The organism is Silvania sp. (assembly GCF_051656365.1).
GTDB lineage: Bacteria > Pseudomonadota > Gammaproteobacteria > Enterobacterales > Enterobacteriaceae > Enterobacter > Enterobacter hatchlandensis.
This window is the reverse complement of the sequence record NZ_JBOGBT010000042.1, coordinates 1-23,938: the sequence shown is the minus strand read 5'-3', so window position 1 is coordinate 23,938 and position 23,938 is coordinate 1. Positions and strand designations below refer to the sequence as shown.

The 23,938-nt window shown below is 57.5% G+C and carries 27 protein-coding genes and 1 pseudogene; 16 read left to right on the top strand and 12 right to left on the bottom strand.

The window, feature by feature from the left end; genetic code table 11:
- Positions 1 to 141, top strand: a pseudogene (locus ACRDD5_RS09165) (lysozyme inhibitor LprI family protein); the annotation flags it as partial.
- Here the strand turns inward: ACRDD5_RS09165 and rutR are convergent.
- Positions 138 to 776 (bottom strand): HTH-type transcriptional regulator RutR, encoded by a 639-nt coding sequence (gene rutR / locus ACRDD5_RS09160; RefSeq protein WP_271281818.1) that lies wholly within the window; start codon positions 774 to 776, stop codon positions 138 to 140. The pseudogene ACRDD5_RS09165 and the gene rutR sit on opposite strands and share 4 nt — an antisense overlap.
- Positions 777 to 1,067: 291 nt before the next feature.
- Here rutR and rutA point away from each other — a divergent pair, with 291 nt between their 5' ends.
- The 7 genes from rutA to rutG are packed head-to-tail and all read left to right on the top strand — an operon-like array spanning position 1,068 to position 6,510.
- Positions 1,068 to 2,159, top strand: a complete 1,092-nt coding sequence (gene rutA, locus ACRDD5_RS09155) for a pyrimidine utilization protein A (RefSeq protein WP_271281819.1) — start codon at positions 1,068 to 1,070, stop codon at positions 2,157 to 2,159.
- Positions 2,159 to 2,851: a pyrimidine utilization protein B gene (gene rutB / locus ACRDD5_RS09150; RefSeq protein ID WP_438676575.1), complete on the top strand. Its 693-nt coding sequence runs from the start codon at positions 2,159 to 2,161 to the stop codon at positions 2,849 to 2,851. The genes rutA and rutB overlap by 1 nt, the downstream gene beginning before the upstream one ends.
- 11 nt (positions 2,852 to 2,862) lie before the next feature.
- Positions 2,863 to 3,249 carry a pyrimidine utilization protein C gene (gene rutC, locus ACRDD5_RS09145; protein WP_438676574.1) on the top strand — a complete coding sequence of 129 codons (387 nt, stop codon included), beginning with the start codon at positions 2,863 to 2,865 and terminating at the stop codon, positions 3,247 to 3,249.
- A 7-nt stretch (positions 3,250 to 3,256) separates the two neighbouring features.
- Positions 3,257 to 4,069 (top strand): pyrimidine utilization protein D, encoded by an 813-nt coding sequence (gene rutD / locus ACRDD5_RS09140; protein ID WP_438676573.1) that lies wholly within the window; start codon positions 3,257 to 3,259, stop codon positions 4,067 to 4,069.
- Entirely contained in the window at positions 4,066 to 4,656 is a 591-nt protein-coding gene (locus ACRDD5_RS09135; RefSeq protein WP_271281823.1) for a malonic semialdehyde reductase, read from the top strand. Before rutD ends, ACRDD5_RS09135 begins: the two co-directional genes overlap by 4 nt.
- Positions 4,657 to 4,665: 9 nt before the next feature.
- On the top strand, positions 4,666 to 5,160 hold the full coding sequence (gene rutF / locus ACRDD5_RS09130) for an NADH-dependent FMN reductase RutF (protein ID WP_438676572.1): 495 nt from the start codon (positions 4,666 to 4,668) through the stop codon (positions 5,158 to 5,160).
- Positions 5,161 to 5,181: 21 nt separating this feature from the next.
- The gene (gene rutG / locus ACRDD5_RS09125) at positions 5,182 to 6,510 is read left to right on the top strand and encodes a pyrimidine utilization transport protein G (RefSeq protein WP_438676571.1); all 1,329 of its coding nucleotides are present in this window, start codon (positions 5,182 to 5,184) and stop codon (positions 6,508 to 6,510) included.
- On the opposite strand, the gene ACRDD5_RS09120 is transcribed toward rutG, so the two are convergent.
- Positions 6,507 to 7,421: a DMT family transporter gene (locus ACRDD5_RS09120; RefSeq protein WP_438676570.1), complete on the bottom strand. Its 915-nt coding sequence runs from the start codon at positions 7,419 to 7,421 to the stop codon at positions 6,507 to 6,509. The genes rutG and ACRDD5_RS09120 overlap by 4 nt on opposite strands.
- A 144-nt stretch (positions 7,422 to 7,565) precedes the next feature.
- Positions 7,566 to 7,742, bottom strand: a complete 177-nt coding sequence (locus ACRDD5_RS09115) for a general stress protein (protein WP_271269511.1) — start codon at positions 7,740 to 7,742, stop codon at positions 7,566 to 7,568.
- Between the two features lie 392 nt (positions 7,743 to 8,134).
- Here ACRDD5_RS09115 and wrbA point away from each other — a divergent pair, with 392 nt between their 5' ends.
- Together wrbA and ACRDD5_RS09105 are read left to right on the top strand one after the other, a co-directional pair.
- Positions 8,135 to 8,731: an NAD(P)H:quinone oxidoreductase gene (wrbA, locus tag ACRDD5_RS09110; RefSeq protein WP_271281827.1), complete on the top strand. Its 597-nt coding sequence runs from the start codon at positions 8,135 to 8,137 to the stop codon at positions 8,729 to 8,731.
- A 20-nt stretch (positions 8,732 to 8,751) separates the two neighbouring features.
- Positions 8,752 to 8,979, top strand: coding sequence for a YccJ family protein (locus ACRDD5_RS09105; protein WP_271281828.1), 228 nt, complete (start codon positions 8,752 to 8,754; stop codon positions 8,977 to 8,979).
- Positions 8,980 to 9,024: 45 nt separating this feature from the next.
- On the opposite strand, the gene agp is transcribed toward ACRDD5_RS09105, so the two are convergent.
- Positions 9,025 to 10,266, bottom strand: a complete 1,242-nt coding sequence (gene agp / locus ACRDD5_RS09100; protein WP_438676569.1) for a bifunctional glucose-1-phosphatase/inositol phosphatase — start codon at positions 10,264 to 10,266, stop codon at positions 9,025 to 9,027.
- A gap of 150 nt (positions 10,267 to 10,416) precedes the next feature.
- Here agp and ACRDD5_RS09095 point away from each other — a divergent pair, with 150 nt between their 5' ends.
- A complete protein-coding gene (locus ACRDD5_RS09095; RefSeq protein WP_271281830.1) occupies positions 10,417 to 10,863 on the top strand; it encodes a winged helix-turn-helix transcriptional regulator in 447 nt (148 codons plus the stop codon).
- 216 nt (positions 10,864 to 11,079) lie between these two features.
- The gene (locus tag ACRDD5_RS09090; RefSeq protein WP_438676568.1) at positions 11,080 to 11,874 is read left to right on the top strand and encodes an SDR family NAD(P)-dependent oxidoreductase; all 795 of its coding nucleotides are present in this window, start codon (positions 11,080 to 11,082) and stop codon (positions 11,872 to 11,874) included.
- Positions 11,875 to 11,877: 3 nt separating this feature from the next.
- Here ACRDD5_RS09090 and ACRDD5_RS09085 read toward each other — a convergent pair whose 3' ends face one another.
- The gene (locus ACRDD5_RS09085) at positions 11,878 to 12,237 is read right to left on the bottom strand and encodes a winged helix-turn-helix transcriptional regulator (RefSeq protein WP_271281832.1); all 360 of its coding nucleotides are present in this window, start codon (positions 12,235 to 12,237) and stop codon (positions 11,878 to 11,880) included.
- Positions 12,238 to 12,337: 100 nt separating this feature from the next.
- Between ACRDD5_RS09085 and ACRDD5_RS09080 the strand changes: the two genes are divergently transcribed.
- From ACRDD5_RS09080 to ACRDD5_RS09070, 3 genes are all read left to right on the top strand, one after another.
- On the top strand, positions 12,338 to 13,090 hold the full coding sequence (locus ACRDD5_RS09080; RefSeq protein ID WP_438676567.1) for an SDR family oxidoreductase: 753 nt from the start codon (positions 12,338 to 12,340) through the stop codon (positions 13,088 to 13,090).
- A gap of 86 nt (positions 13,091 to 13,176) precedes the next feature.
- Positions 13,177 to 13,425 (top strand): DUF1272 domain-containing protein, encoded by a 249-nt coding sequence (locus ACRDD5_RS09075; protein ID WP_438676566.1) that lies wholly within the window; start codon positions 13,177 to 13,179, stop codon positions 13,423 to 13,425.
- Entirely contained in the window at positions 13,415 to 14,797 is a 1,383-nt protein-coding gene (locus tag ACRDD5_RS09070; protein ID WP_438676576.1) for a M24 family metallopeptidase, read from the top strand. Before ACRDD5_RS09075 ends, ACRDD5_RS09070 begins: the two co-directional genes overlap by 11 nt.
- A 66-nt stretch (positions 14,798 to 14,863) precedes the next feature.
- On the opposite strand, the gene ACRDD5_RS09065 is transcribed toward ACRDD5_RS09070, so the two are convergent.
- The 6 genes from ACRDD5_RS09065 to ACRDD5_RS09040 form a co-directional block, all read right to left on the bottom strand.
- Positions 14,864 to 15,124: a hypothetical protein gene (locus ACRDD5_RS09065; protein WP_271281835.1), complete on the bottom strand. Its 261-nt coding sequence runs from the start codon at positions 15,122 to 15,124 to the stop codon at positions 14,864 to 14,866.
- 9 nt (positions 15,125 to 15,133) lie between these two features.
- Positions 15,134 to 15,646 carry a hypothetical protein gene (locus ACRDD5_RS09060; RefSeq protein WP_438676565.1) on the bottom strand — a complete coding sequence of 171 codons (513 nt, stop codon included), beginning with the start codon at positions 15,644 to 15,646 and terminating at the stop codon, positions 15,134 to 15,136.
- A gap of 588 nt (positions 15,647 to 16,234) precedes the next feature.
- The gene (locus ACRDD5_RS09055; RefSeq protein ID WP_438676564.1) at positions 16,235 to 17,410 is read right to left on the bottom strand and encodes a YncE family protein; all 1,176 of its coding nucleotides are present in this window, start codon (positions 17,408 to 17,410) and stop codon (positions 16,235 to 16,237) included.
- A 35-nt stretch (positions 17,411 to 17,445) separates the two neighbouring features.
- Complete coding sequence (locus ACRDD5_RS09050) at positions 17,446 to 19,665, bottom strand: TonB-dependent receptor domain-containing protein (protein WP_438676563.1); 2,220 nt, start codon at positions 19,663 to 19,665, stop codon at positions 17,446 to 17,448.
- A 144-nt stretch (positions 19,666 to 19,809) separates the two neighbouring features.
- Positions 19,810 to 20,589: an energy transducer TonB gene (locus ACRDD5_RS09045; RefSeq protein WP_438676562.1), complete on the bottom strand. Its 780-nt coding sequence runs from the start codon at positions 20,587 to 20,589 to the stop codon at positions 19,810 to 19,812.
- Between the two features lies 1 nt (position 20,590).
- Entirely contained in the window at positions 20,591 to 21,460 is an 870-nt protein-coding gene (locus ACRDD5_RS09040; RefSeq protein ID WP_438676561.1) for a ChaN family lipoprotein, read from the bottom strand.
- Positions 21,461 to 21,676: 216 nt separating this feature from the next.
- On the opposite strand from ACRDD5_RS09040, the gene ACRDD5_RS09035 reads away from it, so the two are divergent.
- A complete protein-coding gene (locus tag ACRDD5_RS09035; protein ID WP_438676560.1) occupies positions 21,677 to 22,522 on the top strand; it encodes a sugar phosphate isomerase/epimerase family protein in 846 nt (281 codons plus the stop codon).
- Positions 22,523 to 22,561: 39 nt separating this feature from the next.
- Here the strand turns inward: ACRDD5_RS09035 and ampC are convergent, their stop codons facing one another.
- Complete coding sequence (ampC, locus tag ACRDD5_RS09030; RefSeq protein ID WP_438676559.1) at positions 22,562 to 23,704, bottom strand: CMY2/MIR/ACT/EC family class C beta-lactamase; 1,143 nt, start codon at positions 23,702 to 23,704, stop codon at positions 22,562 to 22,564.
- Between the last annotated feature and the right edge of the window lie 234 nt (positions 23,705 to 23,938).

The following is a 23,938-nucleotide window of genomic DNA, read 5'->3' as shown; positions in this document are numbered from 1 at the left end:
AGCACCGAAGGCGGCAGCATCCAGCCGATGATCGTCAACCTGTGCCTGGCCGAAAAGACCAGCGAACGCGAAGCGTTTCTGGCCTCGCTGATGCAGTGTGAAGAGGGCGACCTGAGCTGCCCTCTGCCACCTGCGAATTAACGCACCCGGATCCCTTCGATAATCATCCGCTGCACGTTATCCACCGTGCTGTGGAAAAAGTCATCATCTTTAAGCGACTTGCCGGTCACCGCCTCCACCTGCGCAGAAAAATCGGCGTAGTGCTGGGTGGCGGCCCAGATCATAAAGATCAGATGATGCGGATCCACCGGGGCCAGTTTGCCGGTGGCGACCCAGCCAGCAATGATCCCCGACTTCTCGTCCACCAGCGATTTCAGATCGCCGCTCAGGGCCGCTTTCAGCAGTGGCGCGCCCTGCAGCATCTCCAGACAGAACAGCCGCGACGCCTGAGGATAATCCCGGGAAACTTCCAGCTTCAGGCGGATATACTGCTGGATCGCCTCCAGCGGGGCCAGCTCTTCACGAAATGCCCGCAGCGGCGCCAGCCAGACATCCAGCAGATCCTGCAACACCGCCACATACAGCGCCTCTTTCGAAGGAAAGTAGTACAGCAGATTGGTTTTTGAGACCCCCGCCAGCTCAGACACCTGCTCCAGCCGGGTGCCGTGGATGCCAAACTGCGAGAAGGTCTCCAGCGCGGCGGCAAGGATCGCCTGTTTTTTTGCGCTTACCGCCTGCGAACGTTTACCGGGTGTTTTCACTGCGCCTTGTGCCATCTGCTCTCTCCTTTTTGTATTTGCCCTCAGCATAGCAAAACCCCTGCCGTCTCACGACAATCTGCACCCCCATCGCGCACGACTGCCTGCTTTGTGTGCAAGGTTTTTGACCGTTCAGTCCACTTTTTTAACCCGCATTTAAGCAACCATCCGTTAACACGTTAATAACACAGATAATTTCAAAACTGGCATCGCCTTTGCAAATCAGACTTACGCGGCTGAACAGGAGATGCAGGATGCAGTGCCACGTCAGACATTCACCCCCCATGTTGAGATGAAGAGAGGTTTGTGATGAAAATTGGCGTATTCGTTCCCATCGGTAATAACGGCTGGCTGATCTCTACCCATGCGCCGCAATATCTGCCGACCTTTGAGCTGAACAAAGCCATCGTGCAGAAAGCAGAGCACTATCACTTCGATTTTGCCCTCTCGATGATCAAGCTGCGCGGCTTCGGCGGTAAGACCGAATTCTGGGATCACAATATGGAGTCGTTCACCCTGATGGCCGGACTGGCGGCGGTCACGTCGCGTATTCAGATTTACGCCACTGCCGCCACCCTCACCCTGCCACCGGCGATTGTCGCCCGGATGGCGTCGACTATCGATTCCATCTCCGGCGGGCGCTTTGGCGTCAACCTCGTCACCGGCTGGCAAAAACCCGAGTACGAACAGATGGGGCTCTGGCCGGGGGATGAGTACTTCTCTAAGCGCTACGACTACCTCACCGAATATGTGCAGGTGCTGCGCGACCTGTGGGGCACCGGCAAGAGCGACTTCAAAGGGGATTACTTCACCATGAACGACTGCCGGGTGAGCCCCCAGCCGTCTTCGCCGATGAAGGTGATCTGCGCCGGGCAGAGCGACGCCGGGATGGAATTCTCGGCAAAATACGCCGACTTTAACTTCTGCTTTGGCAAAGGGGTCAACACCCCGGCGGCCTTTGCGCCAACCGCCGCACGCATGAAACAAGCGGCAGAGAAAACCGGGCGCGACGTTGGATCCTACGTGCTGTTTATGGTGATAGCCGACGAAACCGACGACGCCGCCCGGGCGAAGTGGGAACACTATAAAGCCGGGGCCGATACCGAGGCCCTGAGCTGGCTCAGCGAGCAGAGCCAGAAAGACACCCGTTCCGGGGCTGACACCAACGTGCGCCAGATGGCGGATCCAACCTCGGCGGTGAATATCAATATGGGTACCCTGGTGGGATCGTACGCCAGCGTGGCGCGGATGCTCGACGAGGTCGCCAGCGTGCCGGGGGCCGAGGGCGTACTGCTGACCTTCGATGACTTCCTGGCAGGCATTGAAACCTTCGGCGAGCGCATCCAGCCGCTGATGCAGTGCCGGGCGCACCTTCCCGCCCTGACGCAGGAGGTGGCGTAATGACGACTCTGCCCGCACGCCCGGAAGCCATCACCTTTAATCCCGCGCAAAGTGCGCTGATCGTGGTGGACATGCAAAACGCTTACGCCAGCCCGGGAGGCTATCTCGACCTGGCCGGGTTTGATGTCTCCACCACCCGGCCGGTTATTGACAATATCCGCACCGCCGTGGCTGCCGCCCGTGCCGCCGGAATGCTGATTATCTGGTTCCAGAACGGCTGGGATGAACAGTACGTAGAAGCAGGCGGCCCCGGCTCGCCCAACTTCCATAAATCGAATGCGCTGAAAACCATGCGCCAGCGCCCGGAGCTGCACGGCAAGCTGCTGGCGAAAGGCGGCTGGGATTATCAGCTGGTGAACGAGCTGGTGCCGGAGCCGGGCGATATCGTGCTGCCGAAACCGCGCTACAGCGGCTTTTTCAACACCCCACTGGATAGCCTCCTGCGCAGCCGGGGGATCCGTCATCTGATCTTTACCGGCATCGCCACCAACGTCTGCGTGGAGTCGACCCTGCGCGACGGCTTCTTCCTGGAGTATTTCGGGGTGGTGCTGGAAGACGCTACCCACCAGGCTGGCCCGGCGTTTGCCCAGCAGGCCGCCCTGTTCAATATCGAAACCTTTTTTGGCTGGGTCAGCGACGTCGCCACCTTCTGCGACGCCCTCTCCCCCGCCGCTTATGCCCGTATCGCCTGAGGAGCTAACAAATGCCGAAATCCGTAATTATTCCACCGGGCACCAGCACCCCGATCGCCCCCTTTGTGCCGGGCACGCTGGCTGACGGCATCGTGTATGTCTCCGGCACGCTGCCGTTTGACGCGCATAACAACGTGGTGTTTCCCGACGACCCAAAGGCGCAAACCCGCCACGTGCTACAGACTATCCAGCGCGTTATCGAAACGGCGGGCGGGACGATGGCGGACGTGACCTTCAACAGCATCTTTATCACCGACTGGAAAAACTACGCCGCGATTAACGAAATCTACGCCGAGTTTTTCCCCGGCGATAAACCGGCGCGATTCTGCATTCAGTGCGGGCTGGTCAAGTCCGAGGCGCTGGTGGAGATCGCAAGCGTTGCCCACATTGCGAAGTGAGGTTGCCATGAAGCTATCCCTTTCACCCCCGCCCTTTGCTGACGCGCCGGTGGTGGTGCTGATTGCCGGGCTGGGAGGCAGCGGCAGCTACTGGCTGCCCCAGATCGCGGATCTGGAGCAGGAGTATCAGGTGGTGTGCTATGACCAGCGCGGAACGGGCAATAATCCCGGCGCGCTGCCGGAAGATTACAGCCTCGCCCAGATGGCCGACGAGCTGTGGCAGGCGCTGGCAGAGGCCGGGATCACCCGCTTCTGCGTGGTGGGCCATGCGCTGGGGGCGCTGATTGGCCTGCAGCTGGCGGTGGATAACCCCGCGGCGGTCAGCGCGCTGGTGTGCGTCAACGGCTGGCTAACGCTGCACCCGCATACCCGGCGCTGTTTCCAGATACGCGAGCGGCTGCTGCATGCCGGTGGCGCCCAGGCGTGGGTAGAGGCTCAGGCGCTGTTTCTCTATCCAGCCGACTGGATGGCGGCCCGCATGCCGCGCATGGAGGCCGAAGAGGCGCTGGCGCTGGCTCATTTCCAGGGCAAAGAGACCCTGCTGCGCAGGCTGTACGCCCTGAAAGCGGCCGACTACAGCCGCGCGGTGGCACAGATCCGCTGCCCGGTGCAGATAATCTGCTCCGGGGACGATCTGCTGGTGCCCGCAGTCTGTTCAACGCTGCTGCACGCCGCCCTGCCTGGCAGCATGCATACGGTAATGCCCGGCGGCGGACATGCCTGCAACGTCACCGAACCCGAGATCTTCAATGCCCTGCTGCTGAACGGGCTCGCCAGCCTGCTGCACAGCCACAATCGATTTTATAAGGAGCTGCAATGAGCGAAGCCATCAACCCAACGGCGCAGCACGCACTGTTTACCGAGGCGCGCAGCCATAACGGCTGGCTGGACCGCCCGGTCAGCGACGAGACGCTGCACGAGATCTACGACCTGATGAAGTGGGGCCCGACCTCCGCCAACTGTTCCCCGGCGCGGATGGTGTTTATCCGCACCCCGGAGGGCAAAGAGAAGCTGCGCCCGGCCCTCTCCAGCGGCAATCTGCAAAAAACCCTTACCGCCCCGGTCACCGCCATCGTTGCCTGGGACAGTGTGTTTTACGACCGTCTGCCCGCGCTGTTTCCCCACGGCGATGCCCGTAGCTGGTTTACCGCCAGCCCTGCGCTTGCCGAGGAGACCGCATTTCGCAACAGTACCCTGCAGGCGGCGTATCTGATTGTTGCCTGCCGTGCGCTGGGGCTCGATACCGGGCCGATGTCCGGCTTCGATCGCGAGAAGGTCGATGCGGCCTTCTTCAGCGACAGCAACCTGAAAAGCAATCTGCTGATCAACATCGGTTACGGCGATAACAGCAAGCTGTACGGTCGACTGCCCCGGCTGAGCTTTAGCGACGCCTGCGGGCTGGCATAAGGAGCGAACATGAGCATTCCGGATAAACAGTCCTTTCGAGATGCGATGGCCTGCATCGGCGCGGCGGTGAATATCATCACCACCGACGGCCCCGCCGGACAGGCCGGGTTTACCGCCAGCGCAGTGTGTAGCGTGACCGACTCGCCGCCAACGCTGCTGGTGTGCCTCAATCGCGGGGCCTCGGTGTGGCCGGTGTTCAGTGAAAACGGCACCCTGTGCGTCAACACCCTGAGCGGCGAACAACAGTCCCTGTCTACTCTGTTCGGCGGAAAAACGTCGATGGCGGAACGCTTCGCCGCTGCCCGATGGCAGATGGGCGAAACCGGCTGCCCGCGGCTGGAGGAGGCGCTGGCCTCCTTCGACTGTCGGATAAGCCAGGTGGTGAGCGTCGGCACCCACGACATTCTGTTTTGCGACATTGTTTCCCTTACCTGCCACCCTGCGCCGCACGGCCTGGTGTGGTTTGACCGCGGCTACCACGCACTGATGCGACCCGCCTGTTAACCCTCCTTAAGGAGACCGCTGATGGCATTTTTCGATTTTCCTCACTGGCAGTTGAAATCGACCTCTTCAGGCAGCGGCGTGGTCGCGCCGGATGAACGTCTCCCACTGGGACAAACCGCGGTAATGGGGGTGCAGCACGCGGTGGCGATGTTTGGTGCCACGGTGCTGATGCCGATCCTGATGGGGCTCGATCCGAACCTGTCGATTCTGATGTCAGGGATTGGCACCCTGCTGTTCTTTTTCATCACCGGCGGGCGGGTGCCGAGCTATCTCGGCTCAAGCGCGGCCTTTGTCGGCGTGGTCATCGCTGCCACCGGCTTTAGCGGTCAGGGCGTTAATCCGCAGCTGAGCGTGGCGCTGGGGGGGATTATCGCCTGCGGGGCGATCTACACCCTGATTGGTTGTGTAGTGATGAAGATGGGCACCCGCTGGATAGAACGGCTGATGCCGCCGGTGGTCACCGGGGCGGTGGTCATGGCGATTGGCCTGAACCTCGCCCCGATTGCGGTCAAAGGCGTTTCCGGATCGGCGTTTGACAGCTGGATGGCGGTGGTGACGGTGCTGTGTATTGGCCTGGTGGCGGTGTTTACCCGGGGCATGATCCAGCGTCTGCTGATCCTCGTCGGGCTGATATTCGCCTGCCTGATCTACGCCGCGCTGACCAGCGTTTTTGGTCTGGGCACGCCGGTCGATTTTACGCAGGTAGCACAGGCCGCCTGGTTTGGTTTACCCCAGCTGACCGCCCCAACCTTTAACGGCCAGGCGATGATGCTGATTGCCCCGGTGGCGGTGATCCTGGTGGCAGAGAACCTCGGTCACCTGAAGGCGGTGGCCGGAATGACCGGGCGCAATATGGATCCCTGGATGGGACGGGCCTTTGTCGGTGACGGGCTGGCGACCATGCTGTCGGGCTCGGTGGGCGGTAGCGGCGTTACCACTTACGCCGAGAACATCGGCGTGATGGCGGTAACCAAAGTCTACTCGACGCTGGTGTTCGTGGCGGCAGCGGTGATTGCTATTCTGCTCGGCTTTTCACCGAAGTTCGGCGCGCTGATCCACACCATCCCGGCGGCGGTGATTGGCGGCGCATCGATTGTAGTGTTTGGCTTAATCGCGGTGGCAGGGGCGCGCATCTGGGTGCAAAACAAGGTCGATCTCAGCCACAACGGCAACCTGATTATGGTCGCCGTCACGCTGGTGCTCGGCGCCGGTGATTTTGCCCTCTCGCTCGGCGGCTTTACGCTCGGCGGGATCGGGACGGCCACCTTCGGCGCCATCGCGCTCAACGCCCTGCTCAGCCGCCGGATGGCCAGCGCGACGCAGGGCGACGTCGCGGTTCAGGAGCGTTAATCAACTGTGGCGCTGTCGATCTGCGGCAGCGCCTTTTTCTTTCTTTTAAGCTTGAGTTCGCTGACCAATACCCCGGCAATGATAAACGCCGCCCCCAGCAGGGCCAGCAGGGGCAAACGCTCTCCGGCCAGACGGCCAAAGATCCCCGCCCACACCGGCTCCCCGGTGTAAATCACCGTCGCCCGCGTCGGCGACACGCTGCGCTGGGCCCAGTTCATTGTCACCTGAATAATGGCGCTGAAAATGCCTAACCCCAGCGCCACGATCCACAGCCCTGGCACCATCGGCGGCACCGACTCCCCGGCCGGGATCATTGCCATAAAGGCCACCAGCGAGGCGGTCGCCAGCTGCACCACGGTCACCCGTTTGACGTCCACTTTCCCGGCCCAGGCGCTGATCAGAATGATTTCAGCCGCGATTGCCACCGCGCCCACCAGGGTGATCATCTCCCCGGGACCCAGCGCCAGCAGGTTATCGCCCGGTCCCGCCAGCAGGATCAGGCCGATAAAAGCCAGCACGATACCGATGCAGGACATCAGCCCCGGCGTGCGACGCAGGCACAGCCACTGCAGGAGCGGCACCAGCGGTACGTACATGGCGGTAATAAACGCCGATTTACTGCTGGGGATAGTCTGCAATCCCCAGGTCTGCAGGCTGTAGCCCAGCGCAATTGACACCCCAATAGCCACCCCGGCTTTCAGCTCGGTCATGGTCAGGCCGGGCAGGGTTTTCAGACACAGAAGCGCGACGGCGAGTGCGGCAGTGGCAAAGCGCAGGCCGACGAAGAAAAAGGGATCGCTGAGGGTCACCGCATACTGTACGGCAAGAAAGGTCCCGCCCCAGAACATGGTAATGAGGATCAGGATCGCTTCCTGCGGCTTGATGGAAAAGGCATAACGGGAGAAGGACATGAGACACCAGCACAAATAATCAATCCGCTAGTGTGCGATGCCCGGGGTAACAGTTCAATGCCAGGAAAATAAAAAAACCGCCGGAAGAGCCGGCGGCCGGGGTGCGGGATGGGTTACAGGACCCATCGTTCAGACGGCGACAACCTAGTTGTTTCTGTTGCTGCCATGGCTATTTTTGCCCCCTTTTTTGCCAGCTTCGGATGCGCGTTGAGGGTCATTTTTGAAATTCCCCCCGCTTTGCTGGCCACCTTTACGACCTGCTTCTGATGCTCTTTCACGGTCTTCAGCAAAATTACCTGACCCACCACGATGGTTAGCCATGTCTGACCTCCAGAGTTGCGAAACATTAATTTATACAACCTACGGTGAGAGACAAATCACTCACCTGGCGGCTCAGGGACAGGGCCGTTATCTGCGCCGCGTGAACCTAAGCTTAGTGGAGTGAGGCCATTCAGCCAGCGCATCGTAATATCCTGCAATATGTAATCAGCCTTTCGCATGAAAGAGCGGAAAGCGAACCCATAAGCCTTTCTTATCACTCTGGAAATCAACGATAAGGAAAATGTGTCATTTTGCGACAAAGAACAGCGCATGAAAATTATTGTTTAAAATCAAACAAATGGTTTACAGATTTGCAGTCTCGCGCCCACGTCATATCTTTAAATAACCGCAGCGTGTTGCTGCCTGAACAAAAAACCGAGGAGTAATGCGAGATGACGAAAATTCTGGTGCTCTACTATTCGATGTACGGACACATTGAAACCATGGCTCAGGCAGTGGCGGAAGGCGCCAGTAAAGTCGAGGGGGTTGAGGTGACGATCAAGCGCGTCCCGGAAACCATGCCCGCAGAGGCATTTGCGAACGCGGGGGGTAAAGCGCAGGACACGCCGGTGGCGACACCGCAGGAGCTGGGCGATTACGACGCGATCATTTTTGGCACCCCGACGCGTTTTGGCAATATGGCCGGGCAGATGCGCACCTTCCTCGACCAGACGGGCGGGCTGTGGGTCAAAAATGCCCTGCACGGCAAGATCGCCAGCGTGTTTAGCTCAACCGGCACCGGCGGTGGCCAGGAGCAAACCATCACCTCCACATGGACGACCCTGGCGCACCACGGGATGGTGATTGTGCCGATTGGCTACGGAGCAAAAGAGTTGTTTGATATTTCACAGGTTCGCGGCGGCACGCCGTACGGTGCAACGACCATTGCCGCAGGCGACGGTTCGCGGCAGCCGTCGGAAACCGAGCTGAATATTGCCCGTTACCAGGGGGAATATGTCGCGGGTCTGGCCGTTAAACTGAAAGGTTAACTCTCAACAGGAGGATTCCAATGCCAACTCAAGAAGCAAAAGCCCATCGCGTCGGCGAATTTGCGCGTTTACGTAATACATCGCCGGAAATCGCCGAGGCGATCTTTGAGGTCGCGAAATATGACGAAAAACTGGCAGAGAAAATCTGGGAGGAAGGGAACGATGAAGTGCTGGTGTTAGCCTTCGAAAAAACCGACAAAGACTCGCTGTTCTGGGGCGAGCAGACTATCGATCGGCAAAACGTCTGATGTTCGGGTAAGGGGGCTATAGAGCCCCCTTTACTTTTATCGCCCTTACTTCGCAGCCGCGTTTAACACCTTGTTAAACGTCTCAATCGGACAGAATCCTTCACCATCCACCGGACAACCGTTCAGCGCCAGAGTCACGCGCTGGGCCGGGTCTTTTAGGCTCAGAACCTCGGCATTTCGCAGCTGTTCCGTGCTCTGATAAACATACTCAATCTTCATCAGATCGCGATTGCCGGTCTTATCGTGCCAGCGCTGGAAGATAATTTTTCCGCCAATCGGCGTGCGCTCATACTGGTCGTGAAGCTGATAGGGCGTAAAGTCGAGCGCTTTCAGCAAGGACGCGATATTGGAGTCGTGTCCTACCAGCAGGGTGATTTTTGGCGCTTTGGCCTGGTCGGTGACCAGCGCGGTATCGATGTATTTCACCAGCGGTTTCGCCACGTTACGCGCCACGTCCGCCGAGGTGAACAGCGAGTCCTGATAGCCGTTTTTCAGCTGCGACAACACCCGCCACTGCTGGTCGGTTTTGATCTCTCCCCAGGCGACCTGATCCAGCGGGAAGCCCTCGTAGTATTGCAGGGTAAAGGCATCCACCAGCGAGTTACCCACCTTCAACGGGCCAGAGACGCCGGGCTCTTTCTGGTAGTCGGCGCTGTAGGTATCTTTTGCCTCGCTCAGGGAGCAAACCTGCTTCTCTTTACAGGACGGAGACTGCGCGTAGTCGGTCATCTGCTCCAGCAATTTGTAGCTGTCGCCGAGGTGCATCCCCTGGCGCTCCTTGTCCATCGCCTGCAGCGCTTTTTGTTTGAATTCAGGTGAGTTGTCGGTGATCACCGGGTTAAATGTCGGGTCCATGGTGCCCATTTGTTCCTGATGGTGCACCGGGACATCGCAGCCCGGGAACGCGCCGGTGATAAAGAACTGCGCGGTCGCCACCGTACGCTGCAGGCTGTTGGCGTAGGCGTACACGCTGCCCGCCGTCGGGCATTCACCTGCGGTCACCATCCCCTGCTCTGCCAGCCACTCGCGCAGATAATGGCCCATATAGACCTCCAGCACGCCGCCTTTGGTGGTCAGCTGCCCGCCCGGCACATCCCACTCCGGCCATTTGCTGGGGGTGGATTGTTCCAGCACGCTGCCGTTGTTGGCCAGCGGTGCGCGCAGATTATGGCGGCTCATGATCAAGACCTGCTCCAGCTGATACCCGTCTGGCGCGGTCTGCGCCTGCACACCGCAAGAGAGGCCGATGCTGCCCGCCACGGCGGCGGCAATTAGTGCTTTTCTCATCCCTCAATCCTCATTGTGTTTTTTATCGTCAGCTTGAGTGTGACAGATTTGTGACGAATTTCCTGGAACCCGCCCGCAAACTGGCGGCTAACTTTGCAGGTCGGTGAAAATTGGTTTTATAATAAAACTTACCGCTAATAAGGAGTCGCCGTGAAACGTACCCGTCTGGAAGAGAGTTCCTGCCCTGTTGCCCGCTCGCTGGATATTATCGGCGACTGGTGGTCGCTGCTGATTGTGCGCGACGCCCTGCGCGGGATTACGCGCTTTGGCGAGTTTCAAAAAAGCCTCGGTATCGCCAAAAATATGCTGGCAACCCGGCTGAAGCTCCTGGTTGACGAGGGCATTCTGGTGCTGCAACCGGCCTCCGACGGCAGCGCCTGGCAGGAGTACGTTCTGACCGAGAAAGGCCGCGCCCTGCAAACCGTGCTGGTGGCGCTTTCCCAATGGGGAAATGCGCATTTATTTGGCGAAGGGGATGTGGGTACGGTGCTGGTGGATACCGAGCACCGTCAGCCGCTGCGCACGCTGGCGCTGATTGCCAGCGACGGGAGGGTGCTACAGCCGGAGGAGATTACGCCGCAGTATCCGGGGGATTGACCTTTGCCGTATCCGGAAATCACTGCTGGGTCTGTTATTACCCCTGTGGCGTGGGCTTATTCCACGCATCGGTATATTTGATCATCCCGTCCACGCAACCCCTCATTGCAGAGATCAAAAATAACGCGCAATTAGGTTGCATTATAGGACCAAATAACGCACGCTCTATTTGGTTTCATGATAAAACCATTAACCCTTTACGCTTGAGGTATCACGATGACAACGCAACGTTCTACGGCTTTGATTACCGGTGCATCTTCCGGGATTGGCGCGGTCTATGCCGACCGTCTCGCGGCCCGCGGCTACGATCTGGTGCTGGTGGCCCGCCGGGAAGCGCGTCTGCAGACGCTGGCGGCACAGTTAGAGCAGCGCTACGGAGTGCAGGTCGCCACCCTGACGGCGGATCTGACGGATGAAACCGGGATCCGCGCTGTAGAAGAGGTGCTACGCAGCAACAGCAAAATCGACATGCTGGTCAACAATGCCGGCACCGCGCAGATGGCACCGTTCATGGCGGGCGACGTGGCGCATCATCAGGCCATCAATATGCTCAACACCACCGCCCTGATGCGCTTGACCTATGCCCTGCTGCCGCGCCTGGCGCAGAACAATCGCGGGACGCTGATTAACATCGCCTCGGTGCTGGCGGTTCATGCCCGGGCAGGCAGCGCGCTGTACAGTGCCACCAAAAGCTGGGTGCTGAATTTTACCCGTGGGCTGCAGGAAGAGTTTGCCGACAGCAACGTGCGTATTCAGGCGGTATTACCGGCGGCAACCGCCACCGAGATCTGGGCGATTTCTGGCGTGCCCATCGACAATCTGCCTGAAGGCTCGGTGATGACCACCGACAATATGGTGGACGCTGCGCTGGCGGGTCTGGATCAGGGAGAACTCATCACCATACCGCCGCTGCATGATGAATCCCTGTGGACACGCTATGAAGAGGCGCGGCTGGCGCTGTTTAATAGCGCACGTACTGGCGAACCGGCGCCACGCTATCTGCCGCGCTAAGCATTAGCGTTTAAGCTGGTCGCCGTACTCACGCATCCAGTCAGCCAGCGGGTCGAGGGCGCTTTGCAGCGTCAGGCCCAGGTCGGTGATGTGATACTCCACCCGGGGCGGGATCTCAGGAAAAACGGTGCGGGTGACCAGCCCGCGCTGCTCAAACAGACGCAGCTGGCGGGTGAGCTCTTTCTGGGTGATGGGCGCGGCCGCCCGCAGCAGATCGCCAAAGCGCACCGGCGTGTTCAGCACAATCAGCCGATAGATAATCGGGATCGCCCACTTGCCAGAGAGCAGGCCGATAAAACGGGTCATCGGGCAGGGTTGATGCTGTAAATTTTTTTCGTCCACGCACGCGCGTAATTCCGCCATTGCACACCTCTCGCCTCTTTAGTATCCATTTGGTACCTGGTTTCTTTTAGATACTAACGTTTCTATAGTGCTTTCTCCAGAGACAAATCAGGAGAAGAACATGGGTCGTTTAACGGGTAAATATACGCTGATCACCGGCGGCACCAGCGGCATTGGTCTGGCGACCGCGCAGGCCTTTCTCGCCGAAGGGGCGCACGTTGCGGTGACCGGCCGCAACCCCGCAACGCGTGCCGAGGCGCAGCGTAGACTTGGGGATAATGCCTGGGTGATCGACGCGGATGCGGGCGCTATCAATGCACAGCAGCAGCTGGCGGAGACGCTGGCATCACGCTGGCCCCGGCTGGATGCGGTGTTTATTAATGCCGGAGATGTGACGCACGGCGCGCTGGAAACCTGGCAGGAGGAGGCCTGGGATCGGCTGATGGGCACCAACCTCAAGGGACCGTTCTTTTTAATTCAGGCGCTGCTGCCGCTGCTGAATAATCCCTCTTCGGTCATTTTGTGCGGCTCGGTGAGCGCCCATATCGGGCTCCCCACCAGCAGCGCCTATGCCGCCAGCAAAGCTGGTTTGCTGTCGCTGGCGCGCACATTATCCATCGAGTTGCTGCCGCGCGGGATCCGCGTCAATGGCCTGAGCCCCGGCCCGGTCGCCACCCCGGCGCTGGGTAAGCTGGGTTTAGACGACGAGGCGCAGCGTGCGCTGCAAAGTGAAATCGCGAAACTGGTGCCGCTGGGGCGCTTAGGCACGCCGGATGAACTGGCAAAGGCCGCGCTGTATCTGGCCTCGGATGAGTCTACCTATGCCCTTGGCACGGAACTGCTGGTGGATGGCGGGACGGCGATCGGACGGTAAAGGATGCGGGGGAGAGAGGTGGGTGCGTTGCTTTTATCTATCTGGCATAGTGAAGCAGACGCGGCCTGCTGAACAGGAAGATAAAAATGCTCGAGCTTCGACCGAATTGTGAATGGTGCGATCGTGACCTGCCTCCCGACTCCCCCGAGGCCAGAATCTGCTCGTTTGAATGTACCTTCTGCGCGCAGTGCGCGCAAACCGCCCTAAACCATCGCTGCCCTAACTGCCAGGGTGAGCTGGTGCGACGCCCGGTCCGGCCGGAGAACAAACTGGTCACATTCCCGGCGTCCACGACGCGGGTTCATGCGAAACGTGAGGAACATGATGATCGCTAACCGTATCCAGCTCCAGACCCTCCCGGCGCCGCGTAAATTCACCGATGTTCCGCCGGTGCTGTTAAGCGATGCGACAATGCTCGATCGCAAAGAAAAGGTGCTGTCCCGCATGAACGACGAAGGGTTTGACGCCCTCGTGATTTATGCCGATAAGGAGCATGGGGGTAACTTTGAATACCTGACCGGGTTTGTTCCGCGTTTTGAAGAGGGGCTGTTAATTCTGCATAACACGGGGCAGGCCACCGTCATTCTCGGCAATGAAAATCTGAAGATGGCGCAGCACTCGCGTATTCCGGTCACGCTGAAACATTGCCCGTATTTTTCGCTGCCCAATCAGCCGATGGAACAGGAGCAATCCCTTGAGACGTTACTCAGCGAAACGGGTCTGAATACCCTGTCCAAAGTGGGCCTGGTGGGCTGGAAAATGTTCACCTCTGCGGTTGCTGATAATAAGGCGCTGTTCGATTTGCCCTACTTTATCGTCGAGGCTGTCAAAAACAGTACCCTCGCAGCGCTCGAAAACGCGACGCATCTTTTTATCCGGGGCGATAACGGAGCCCGCGTCACCAGTAATGAGAACGAAATTGCCCATTACGAATACGGCGCTAATCTGGCCTCGAATTGTATTCTTGATGCCATGAATGCGGTGGAGCCCGGCATTCGCGAAACCGAGCTGGGGGCGCTATTAGCAGCAGAAGGCCAGTATCAGACGGTGGTCACCATTGCCGCCGCCGGGCAGCGTTTTGCTAAAGCCAACTTCTATCCCACTTATAAAAAGCTGGAACGCGGCCAGCCGCTATCGATGACCACCGGGTTTAAAGGCGGGCTTTCAAGCCGGACCGGCTTTGTGATTGCAGATGAAAGCGAGCTGCCGGAGAACCAAAAAGATTATCTCGACAGGGTGGCAAAACCCTATTTCGCCGCCGTCGCCAGCTGGCTTGAAAATATTAAAACAGGCATGCCGGGCGGGGAGATGTATGCCCTTATCGAAAGCGTGCTCGAAAAAAAACAGTACGGCTGGCACCTGAATCCGGGGCATCTTAGCGCCGATGAAGAGTGGATGTCGTCGCCGATTTATCCGCACTCGACCGAGACGCTAAAAAGCGGGATGATCCTGCAGATTGATATTATCCCTTCCGTGGCGGGCTATACCGGGGTGAGTGCCGAAGAGAGTGTGGCCCTGGCGGACACGGCGTTGCAGGCCAACATTCAGGCGGCGTACCCCGACTTGTGGCAACGGATCGCCATTCGCCGGGACTATATTCGTAACGTGCTGAAGATTAATCTCGCCGATGAGGTGATCCCACTGTCGAATACCGTGGCCTACCTGCGCCCGTTCCTGCTGGCAAAGGATAAAGCCTTTACCTGCTGATTAAGCGGCCTGAGCCCGGTGAAATACCGGACCCAGGCCTTATCCACGCCGGATGGGCTTCAGGCATTACCAGTCGTTATCCTCATGGTAGTGATTGTGATGGCCGCGATGGCTGTACTGGTCGTCGCGGTTGCGGTCTTCCTGATGATCGCGCTCCCACTCTTTTTTATCGTCTTTGTGCTTCTCTTTTTGGTGATGATTTGCCACGGCAGCGCCAACAGCCGCTGCACCCAGACCGATACCTACCGCCGACAGCACCGGATGATCTGCGCAGCCTGACAGCATGGCCATCACCGCCATTGCGGTAACTACTTTTTTCAGTTTCATAATGGGTTCTTAGCGCGAAGCGTAGATGTTGCCGTGGTTGCCGGAATCTTCGTCTTTCCAGGTACCGCGATGGTTATCTCTGATGGTGTAAGTTGCGTAGCCATCGCGGAACGTCAGGGTATCGTTGTACGCATTCACATCGCGCATCTCTTTACCGTTCAGGTAGACCCCGGAGTCTTCGATGTGGATGTCCGCCCCGCGCTCGCCGTTGTCGAATTTCACCACGTAGTTACCGGCGAATTTGCCGTTGATGCCCGCATCGCTGTGGTTGTCGTTATAGCCATTTTGCTGATTGTCACGGTGGTGATGCTTACCGTAATGGCTCTGCTGCTCGCCATCGTTGTTGATAAAGCCGTGGCGTTCGTTCCACTCGTAAGACTTGTTGAGATCGCAGCCCTGCAGCTCGGAAACCTGCGTACAGCCGGAGCGCTCATACTTAGCGCGCTGCGCCGGGCTGATGGCACATGCGGTGGTGGCACTCACCAGACCGACGACCAGAATGGCTAAAACACGTTTTTTCATGCTATTGCTCGCTATCATCATTTTTATTGACTACATATTCTGCGGCGCAAATGGCCGCGTTATTTTTACGCCTCTTTTTAAAACAGGCATAATTAAATCATCGCAATTATTTAACAGTGCAGTGACAATTTAATTAACGAATTGTCGATGTATACTTTTATATGAAAGTCTCGCCGCGCTATTATTCATCATTCGCTAAATCAGTCCACACGCGCCAGGCCAGCGCACCACAGGCCAGAACTGCCGCGCCCTGACGGGCAACGCAATGCGTTTTACGTAATAACGCACACAATACATTAACAAGCCGTTTATATAGCAGCATCATATTTACGCGCTCTGCCCGACGTTTATTAAAGGGGTTATAAATAACAGTGCGGCGATAGTAAGGCTTTTTATTTCAGCTTCACAAAGGGTTTTAAACGGACAATTTCAAATACAGAACATTCTTAGCAGGGAATAGCAGGAAGAGAATAGAAATATTAATCAATGCTCATCTGAAGGTAGAAAATGAATGTGTGAATACTTCCTTTGTATCACAGCAGAAGAGGGCCTGATATTGCGCCCTCTCCTGCATTGGCGGTGTAACGCTTACGAACGGGTCAAATCGATACGCAGAATCCGCTCTTTAGCACCCTCAACGTACACGTCCGGATCCCAGTCGCGGTTAAAGCCCTCTTTGACGCCGACATACAGGGTATCCAGATCCGGTGACAGCACCATCTGATTCGGATACACCGGAGCGTTGAATTCCCGCGTGATAGCATAGGTGGTGGCATCGATCACGCTGAGGGTACCGCTGGTGAAGTTGGTAACATAAATCTCATTGTATTTCGGGTTGTATTTCACCGCGTTGGTCCCGGCGCCGGTGTGAACATACCCGAGCTGCTGACCATTGCGTAAATCAAAAACGTACAACCCATCCTGCTGGCCGCGGCGATCCTCATGGTCGAACACCACCACAAACGCGCGGTTCGAGTCAGAGTCCACCGCCAGATTCTGGACGCTGGCGATCTGCGGCTGCGGGTCTTTCAGACGGATGGTGCGCAGCACGGTCTGCTTTTTGGCATCAATTTCATTAATGTAATCTTTACCGCCAACGTAGATCTTCTGCGTTTTCTCATCCTGGGTCAGGCCATAGGCGGTACCGCTGTAGGCCCCTTTCACCTCGCCTTTACGTGCCAGGGTAGTGCCGTCGAGCATCAGCAGCTTATGCAGCGCGGTCATGCCGTCGGCGGTTTTCTGCATATTGCTGTAGCTGACAAACAGCGTATTGGTCGGGCTGTTGTACACCATATGCCGCAGGTGCTCAAAGCGCGCATCGGCGGCATTCGCCACCTTGAAGCTGAGCTTGTCGCTGGTTTTGGTCAGCTTACCGGTCAGGGTATCGACGATGCTGATTCGCAGCGAAGCGGACTGGGTATGCCCGACATACAGCTGATGCTGCTGCTGATTCATCGCCAGCGAGAAAGCCCGGTACGGCATCGTCACCCGGCTTTCGGTGCTCAACGAGGCAGGGTTAAAAGCATACAGAAAGCCTTTGTTGGCCTCGCGGTTCATACGGTCAGTGACGGCGGCGTACAGTCGGTGGCTGGTATTATCAAAGGCCAGCTCATACAGGCCTTCATTGGCCTCCTGCAGATAGTTGGTTTTCATCGCAAAACGGGAAAGTTCACGCTGCGGCGGGTCTATTGCCCAGGCTGCAGTGGAAAAGAGCCCGGCAATCAGCAGGCATCCCAGTGAGGTGGTAACGTTACGGTGCTTCATAGTTATTCCTGGTCATCAACGTGATTAAGGGCGGATCAGAACTGGATTTCGCCGCCAAAGATGTAGGTCCGTCCACGCGCCGTGGTGTTAATGCTTGACCCTTCTTTCGCGTAATCCAGGCTCTGGTTCATGCGGTTAAGGGCGTCGGCGTAGTCGCGGTTGGTCACGTTCTGTACGCTGAAGCGCAGCAGCACGTCATCGGTCATCTGCCAGGTGCTGTAGAGATCGATGACCGTCGGAATGTTCGGCATGCTTTCTTTCGGCACCGAGTTGGTGTCGGTGTCGATCCCTTCGGTGCTCAGGCGTTTGGTCTTGCCGGTGAACTTGAACAGGCTGCCGATAGTGAGCTTCTGATTAAACAGGCGTCCGCCCACGTCCAGCGTGGCGTAGTAGTCCGGCAGATCGCTAAGGTCGCTGTAGGCAAAGCTGTAAACGGTACTGGCGATCGAGGTGGGCTGATCGGTGTGCTGCTTGCTCCAGGAGAGATTGGCGTAGGCGAAGCCTGCGTCGTACCCGGCTTCAATCTCGTAACCTTTGCTGGTGACCGGCGATGTGGTGTTCAGATACACGTTGGCGTTAAAGCCGCTGAATGAGTCGTCGTAGTCATGACACAGCTGCCCGTCGTAGCAGAGCATAAAGGACTCGCTGGTAATGTAGTTTTTGATCCGGGACTGCCAGGCCAGCGCCTTCATGTGGAAACTGTCCTGCTCCAGTAACAAACCCTGTTTATTGACGTTAAATCCGGCTTCCACGGTCTCGGCTTTTTCGGGCTTGAGGAACGGGTTCATCGAGATCCCGCCTTCGTTGGCGAAGAACACTTCCTGCACGTTTGGCGCGCGCGACGAACGGCTCCAGCTGACGAAAGGCTGCAGCCACGGCGTCACCTGCGCAGAGAAGGTGGCTGACGGGTTAAAGGCGTTGTCATCCAGATTCAGCATCGCTTCCCCCTGCGGGAAGCACTTCTCATTGGCGGCACAGGCCGGTTTTTTGCCTTCAACCTGGCTGCGGGTATAGTTGAGGTTCAGGTCAAGCTGATAGATATCTTTGTTCAGCGTCAGACCGCTGTATAACGAGGCGATCTTTTGCTTACCCGCCGGGGCAAAGGCATTGCGATCGGTCTCGGTACTTTGCACAAAGCTGCGGCTGTAGCGGGTATCCATTAATTTCCCACCGACCTGTAGTGTCGTATACAGATCGTCAGCCATTTTAAAGCGGCTGGTGTTGTTGATATCGATGGCGTTCGATTTATTGGTGATCGACGAGTTGTTAAAGTTATACATCGCCTTCGGCTTATATTCCTGATTGCCGCGACTGGTGCTGGCCAGGACGTTTAATTCCACCAACTCATTCAGCGGCGCGTAATTATAGCGCAGGGAATAATCGTCACTGGTAATATCGCGGCGGGTAAAGGTATTAGTATAATTCCTGCCGGAAAATTCAAATTTATTAAACTGATCCAGATTGACGTTCAGCTTATACAGCTCGGAGTGCGGAGTCTGACGCAGGTATTTATTGTCTTCACCAATAAAATCTTTACTGCTGCGCCCGCCGCCATTTTTATAGGTCGCATAGGTGCGGGTGCCGCTGATGCCCACCATCGCCCCTACCGCACCACCGTTGTCAAAGGTGTCGGTCTTACCGGCAACGGCGACCATTCCGGTGCGTCCCAACCCGTTATCCCCGACCGAGAAGCGTGACATCAGGCCAGTCTGGCGTCCCTCTTTGAGGATATCGTCAATACCGATGGTGCGCATGTTGGCGCTCCCCGCCAGGGCGTTGACCCCCTGTGAACCGGCGCTGCTGCCGCGCGTAACGTCCACTTCGGCGAGGAAGTTAGGATCGAGCGGTACCCCTGCGGCGGTGTTGGAACCGCCATGATAGTTGGCCGGTGCCATGCCAAAGTAGGTCTGGGTCACGCCGTCCACCATGGTATTGACGCGGCCCAGGCCGTTCATCCCACGGATATTGACGCTAATCGCCCCCTGCAGCGGATCGATTTGCGTATAGGTTCCGGCCATGCTGCGCAGTGACGCATCCAGACTCTGCAAATTCTTATTCAGAGTGCGGGAACTGTAGGCGCCAGGACGAGAATAACTCTCCTCAGAGGAGCCAACATTCTTTTTTTCATCGAGGGTGTTATCCATTATTGTCAACGGTGAGAAAACGGATTCCCCCTCCTTTTCTGCGGCATACGCCGGGGTGTGGACAATAAGAATCCCGGTCAAAAGTCCTTTGACCATTTTCGGTTTTTTCATAATCAAATCCTGTATATCATTATTTACAAGCGCAAAAAAGGAGAGCGCGAGAGCGAAATAACGCCCTCCCCTTATCAAGCAAAATTTAATTTAAAACGTTATATTCAGCAGTAATGCATTTACCGGGTAATAAAAGCAGAGGGTTTAAATATCCAGTAAGCCAAATTCAACCGGCAGCGTGACTTTCTGTACACCCTGGCGCACCAGCTCTTCTGGCGGTGGCGGCAGCGGTCGGGCATTGATCAGCGCCGTTAATGCGGCCTTGTCCAGGGACAGGGTGCCTGACGAGCTGACCAGCTTCGTACTGAGGACCTCGCCCCGGGCATCGACGCTAAAGGTAATCACCGCCGTCCCGGTCCGTTTGCGACGCCGGGCATCCTCAGGGTAGTTACGCATTTTGTTGATCTTGCCTTTGACCAGCGACTCCCAGCTGATTTTGCTTTGGCTGATCCGCGTGGCGTCCGTATCTAACGGGGCGGCATTGCGCAGAGTCTGCACCTTTTGCACCGGCGGCGCGGCCAGGCTGGTGGTGGTTGAATTGCCCTTCTCCTCCTTCTGTTCACGCTGGCTTTTCTTCTTGATGTCCGGCTTCTTACGGGCTTTGGGCTCCGGCTTTGCGGCGGCAATTTTCAGCTCCGCCTCTTCTTGTACCAGCAGCGTTGGCAGATCTTTGTTGTGGGTGCGTTCTTCCTCGGTCATGGCCTCAACCTTACGCTGCTGACTGACGCCAGCCGCCAGGTCGGGCCTGATCAAGGCCACTTCAAACTCCGGTGAATACTGAACCATGACCGCAGCCGGAGTGGTCTGTGGCTGCGGGCGGTTAAGCTGCACAATAAATGGCAGAGCCAGCGCCGCGTGGAACAACACGCTGGCCGTGGCGCTCCACGTCCACGGCGCGCGAGGCATAAGGTTATTCACATTCATATTAAGGCTGCTTTTGTGCCGGAACCGACCAGATGTAATCCGCCTGCTTCGCGCTCACTTTGGTTCCCTCAGTGGTGAGCATCACCACGACCGGCGGTTCAACATTAAGATCGGCCAGATGCAACGGCACGCCAATATCTTTCGCCGCGTGATAGCCCCCGGCAATCAACAGCGCAGGACGCGGTGCCCGGCGGAGCTGCTCAGCCATAAACCGATCCCGCTGCTGCTGGATGGAGAGCATGGCGTGAACCTGCTCCCCCGTTAACTGGCCGTCATGCATGAGATAGATAATGGCGGACAAAGCTTCACGCACCTGCTCGCGCGAAGAGGCCGCCCCCGGCGGGAAGACAGGATTTTTATACAGGGCAGAGACCTGCTCACGGCTGATGTTGGCCGCCAGCAGCGGGCCAGGGCCCTCAAGGGCGGTCATCACCACATCGCGGTACAGCGCCCACGGCCAGCCGCTGTTCCAGCGCATCGCTTCTGCCGCGCGGGTGGCGCTAACCCTGGTGCCCGCCAGGCTTTGCACTTTGACGCGGTCCACCGCCGCCTGCTGATCGCTGTTGATCATCTCCAACAGCACACTGCCCTGCTGACGGGTTTTATTCAGGTTTTGCAGCAGCCACTGTTCAATCTGGTGGTGGCGTTGATTGGTGTGCTCTTCACCGACAATCACCACCGGCGCGCTGGCAAGCTTCGCCATCAGGTCGGCTGGGGTGATAGACCTCCTGCTTGCGACGTCCTGAATACAGTCGCAGTCAATCGCCAGCTGGGTTTTGCTCTCCGTGACAGAAGGCGGACTGTGGCACCCGGCGATCAGCAAAATGCTGCCAAGGACCAGCGGTTTGAAAAAGTTACCCCGATTTGACATAAGTATCCGTTTAATTTTTAAGGCATTTTTTGCGCTGCGAATTTTGGGCGGATTATATGCATTGATGATAATGATTATCAAGATCATTCTCATTATCAATTCTGGGAGGGTGGCGGTAAACAATTGCGCTGCGTCACATTTTTAGCCCGCGCAGTTTGTAATCGATTACTTTCTATCTGTATTTTGTAATCGATTACTTTTCACTAAGGAATAACGATGATCAAACGCGCTATGCTTTGCGGCCTCCTTCTGGTGGCGAGTCTGGGGGCGTATGCCCAGGCCAAAGAGCCCCGTCAAGAAATTGCCCTGCAGATGTACACCCTGCGCAACGTGGGTGATGCCGATGCCCAGTTTGCGATGGCCGGAAAAGCCGGATTCAAAAATGTGGAACTGGTGGGCACCCACGGGGTGGATGCTCCCGCCCTGCAGAAGATCCTGAAAAAGAATCAGCTCAACGTGGTGGCGGCGCATGTGCAGCTGTCCGCGCTCGAGCAGGATTTTGCCACGACCGTCGCGTTCAACAAAGCGGTAGGCAATACGCACATCGTGGTGCCGTGGATTGAAGCCGCCGACCGTCCAACAACGCAGCAGGGCTGGGTTGACTATGCCAAACGCCTGGATGCGATGGGTGCAAAATTACGCAATGAAGGGATAACGCTGGCCTTCCATAACCACGATTTCGAGATGAAGAAGTACGGTACCGACAGCGTGCTGGACATCATTATGAAAAACACCCAGCGCGATAACCTGGTGCTGGAGCTGGACGTGGCCTGGGTCTCCCGCGGAGGTCAGGATCCGGCACAGTTCATCACCCGCTATGCGGGCCGTATTTACGCCATCCATGCCAAGGACAATTCGGGTATCGGCGTGCGCGATGATGAGATGAATTTTGCCCCGATGGGGGAAGGGATCCTCGAGTGGAATTCTATTCTGAATGCGGCGCGCAAGAGCGGCGTGCGGTGGTTCATCGTCGAGCATGACTCGCCGAAAGATCCGTGGGCGATTATCACTACTTCGCGCAAAAATCTTGATGCGCTGCTGAAACAGCATCCGCAGCACTAAGCCCGACAATCCAGGCCTGCCGCAGCAGGCCTGGTGGCATTACTGCAGGGCCTCGAGGATCTGATACGCCACTTTCACCCGGGCGGTATTTGGGTAATTTTTGTTTGCCAGCATCACAATCCCGAGGTTCTTCTCCGGGATAAAAGCAATGTAGCTGCCAAACCCCCCCGTGGCCCCGGTTTTGTGTACCCAGGAGGCGCTCATCGGCGGCGCGGCAGGATTGATGGCTGTGACCGCATGCGGCGCCAGAGCGTATTGATTATCCGCCCCCTGCTCCAGAATCTGAGATGTCACCGGCCAGTTCAGCATTTCCCAGCCTAATCCCTGGTACATGTCCCCTACCTGCCAGTAGCGCGACTGGGCAAGCCGCATCCCCTCTCTCAGCGACGCGTCTTTGATAGCCGAGGGTTGCATATTGGCCTGCAGCCAGCTCGCCATATCCACGATCGAGGTTTTTACTCCGTAGGCTTCAGCATCGAGCATACCCGGTGATACGTGCACCGCCTTGCCGTCCCGGTAGCCCCAGGCGTAGTTCGCTGCGTCGCTGGTCGGAACATTGACCCAGGTGTGGTTCAGATTTAACGGTTTTAACACCCGGCGGGTGAGCGCCTGCTCAAAGTTCATCTTCGAAGGCTTGACCGCCAGCGCACCAAACAGACCAATACTGGCGTTGGCATACAGGCGACGGGTACCGGGTGCCCACTGGGGCTGCCAGGACTGGTAGAATTTTTGTAGCGATGCGGCACTGGTGACATCTTCCGGCACCTGCAGCTGCAGCCCCCCGGCGGTATAGGTTGCCAGATGCAGGAGCGTTATGCCTTGCCACTGCTTGCCTGACAGCGCAGGCCAGTATTTGCTCGCCGGATCGCTGAGTGCGATTTCACCCCGCGCCACCGCCTCGCCCCCCAACACCCCGGTAAAGGTTTTGCTCACCGAGCCGAGTTCAAAAAGGGTCTGCTGGGTGACCGGTTTGTTCCCGGCGACATCCGCCAGCCCGCGAGTAAAGTAATACGGTTTGCCCTGATAAACGATTGCCACGGCCATCCCCGGAATCGCCTGCTCTTTCATCAGCGCGGTAATGGCCGGGTTAACCACGTCGGCCAGCTGCGATACCGTCTGCGCTGCCGCACATGCGGAGCCAGACACAATAATAAGGAGGGAGCACAGCAGCGTTTTTTTCATCAGGATTATCTTCATCAGGTGAGGTTCGGAGGGTCAGACCGGCCTATTCTGCAGAATTTAACCCGCGGTGACAAACGACAGCGAAGATAAAGGCCACCGGGCAGGACGCCCCGATAGCGGAGCGCCCTGTCGATCACACTTTCTCAATCACAGCCGGTAATCCCTGACGCACGGAGGCCCCCGTCACCCAGTCCAGCCACGGACCGGCCACCTTGCGGGTGGGATCGGCAAAGC

Coding starts and splice junctions, on each gene's coding strand:
- rutR (WP_271281818.1), bottom strand. CDS start 776: ATGGCACAAGGCGCAGTGAAAACACCCGGTAAACGTTCGCAGGCGGTA.
- rutA (WP_271281819.1), top strand. CDS start 1,068: ATGAAAATTGGCGTATTCGTTCCCATCGGTAATAACGGCTGGCTGATC.
- rutB (WP_438676575.1), top strand. CDS start 2,159: ATGACGACTCTGCCCGCACGCCCGGAAGCCATCACCTTTAATCCCGCG.
- rutC (WP_438676574.1), top strand. CDS start 2,863: ATGCCGAAATCCGTAATTATTCCACCGGGCACCAGCACCCCGATCGCC.
- rutD (WP_438676573.1), top strand. CDS start 3,257: ATGAAGCTATCCCTTTCACCCCCGCCCTTTGCTGACGCGCCGGTGGTG.
- ACRDD5_RS09135 (WP_271281823.1), top strand. CDS start 4,066: ATGAGCGAAGCCATCAACCCAACGGCGCAGCACGCACTGTTTACCGAG.
- rutF (WP_438676572.1), top strand. CDS start 4,666: ATGAGCATTCCGGATAAACAGTCCTTTCGAGATGCGATGGCCTGCATC.
- rutG (WP_438676571.1), top strand. CDS start 5,182: ATGGCATTTTTCGATTTTCCTCACTGGCAGTTGAAATCGACCTCTTCA.
- ACRDD5_RS09120 (WP_438676570.1), bottom strand. CDS start 7,421: ATGTCCTTCTCCCGTTATGCCTTTTCCATCAAGCCGCAGGAAGCGATC.
- ACRDD5_RS09115 (WP_271269511.1), bottom strand. CDS start 7,742: ATGGCTAACCATCGTGGTGGGTCAGGTAATTTTGCTGAAGACCGTGAA.
- wrbA (WP_271281827.1), top strand. CDS start 8,135: ATGACGAAAATTCTGGTGCTCTACTATTCGATGTACGGACACATTGAA.
- ACRDD5_RS09105 (WP_271281828.1), top strand. CDS start 8,752: ATGCCAACTCAAGAAGCAAAAGCCCATCGCGTCGGCGAATTTGCGCGT.
- agp (WP_438676569.1), bottom strand. CDS start 10,266: ATGAGAAAAGCACTAATTGCCGCCGCCGTGGCGGGCAGCATCGGCCTC.
- ACRDD5_RS09090 (WP_438676568.1), top strand. CDS start 11,080: ATGACAACGCAACGTTCTACGGCTTTGATTACCGGTGCATCTTCCGGG.
- ACRDD5_RS09085 (WP_271281832.1), bottom strand. CDS start 12,237: ATGGCGGAATTACGCGCGTGCGTGGACGAAAAAAATTTACAGCATCAA.
- ACRDD5_RS09080 (WP_438676567.1), top strand. CDS start 12,338: ATGGGTCGTTTAACGGGTAAATATACGCTGATCACCGGCGGCACCAGC.
- ACRDD5_RS09075 (WP_438676566.1), top strand. CDS start 13,177: ATGCTCGAGCTTCGACCGAATTGTGAATGGTGCGATCGTGACCTGCCT.
- ACRDD5_RS09070 (WP_438676576.1), top strand. CDS start 13,415: ATGATCGCTAACCGTATCCAGCTCCAGACCCTCCCGGCGCCGCGTAAA.
- ACRDD5_RS09065 (WP_271281835.1), bottom strand. CDS start 15,124: ATGAAACTGAAAAAAGTAGTTACCGCAATGGCGGTGATGGCCATGCTG.
- ACRDD5_RS09060 (WP_438676565.1), bottom strand. CDS start 15,646: ATGAAAAAACGTGTTTTAGCCATTCTGGTCGTCGGTCTGGTGAGTGCC.
- ACRDD5_RS09055 (WP_438676564.1), bottom strand. CDS start 17,410: ATGAAGCACCGTAACGTTACCACCTCACTGGGATGCCTGCTGATTGCC.
- ACRDD5_RS09050 (WP_438676563.1), bottom strand. CDS start 19,665: ATGAAAAAACCGAAAATGGTCAAAGGACTTTTGACCGGGATTCTTATT.
- ACRDD5_RS09045 (WP_438676562.1), bottom strand. CDS start 20,589: ATGAATGTGAATAACCTTATGCCTCGCGCGCCGTGGACGTGGAGCGCC.
- ACRDD5_RS09040 (WP_438676561.1), bottom strand. CDS start 21,460: ATGTCAAATCGGGGTAACTTTTTCAAACCGCTGGTCCTTGGCAGCATT.
- ACRDD5_RS09035 (WP_438676560.1), top strand. CDS start 21,677: ATGATCAAACGCGCTATGCTTTGCGGCCTCCTTCTGGTGGCGAGTCTG.
- ampC (WP_438676559.1), bottom strand. CDS start 23,704: ATGAAAAAAACGCTGCTGTGCTCCCTCCTTATTATTGTGTCTGGCTCC.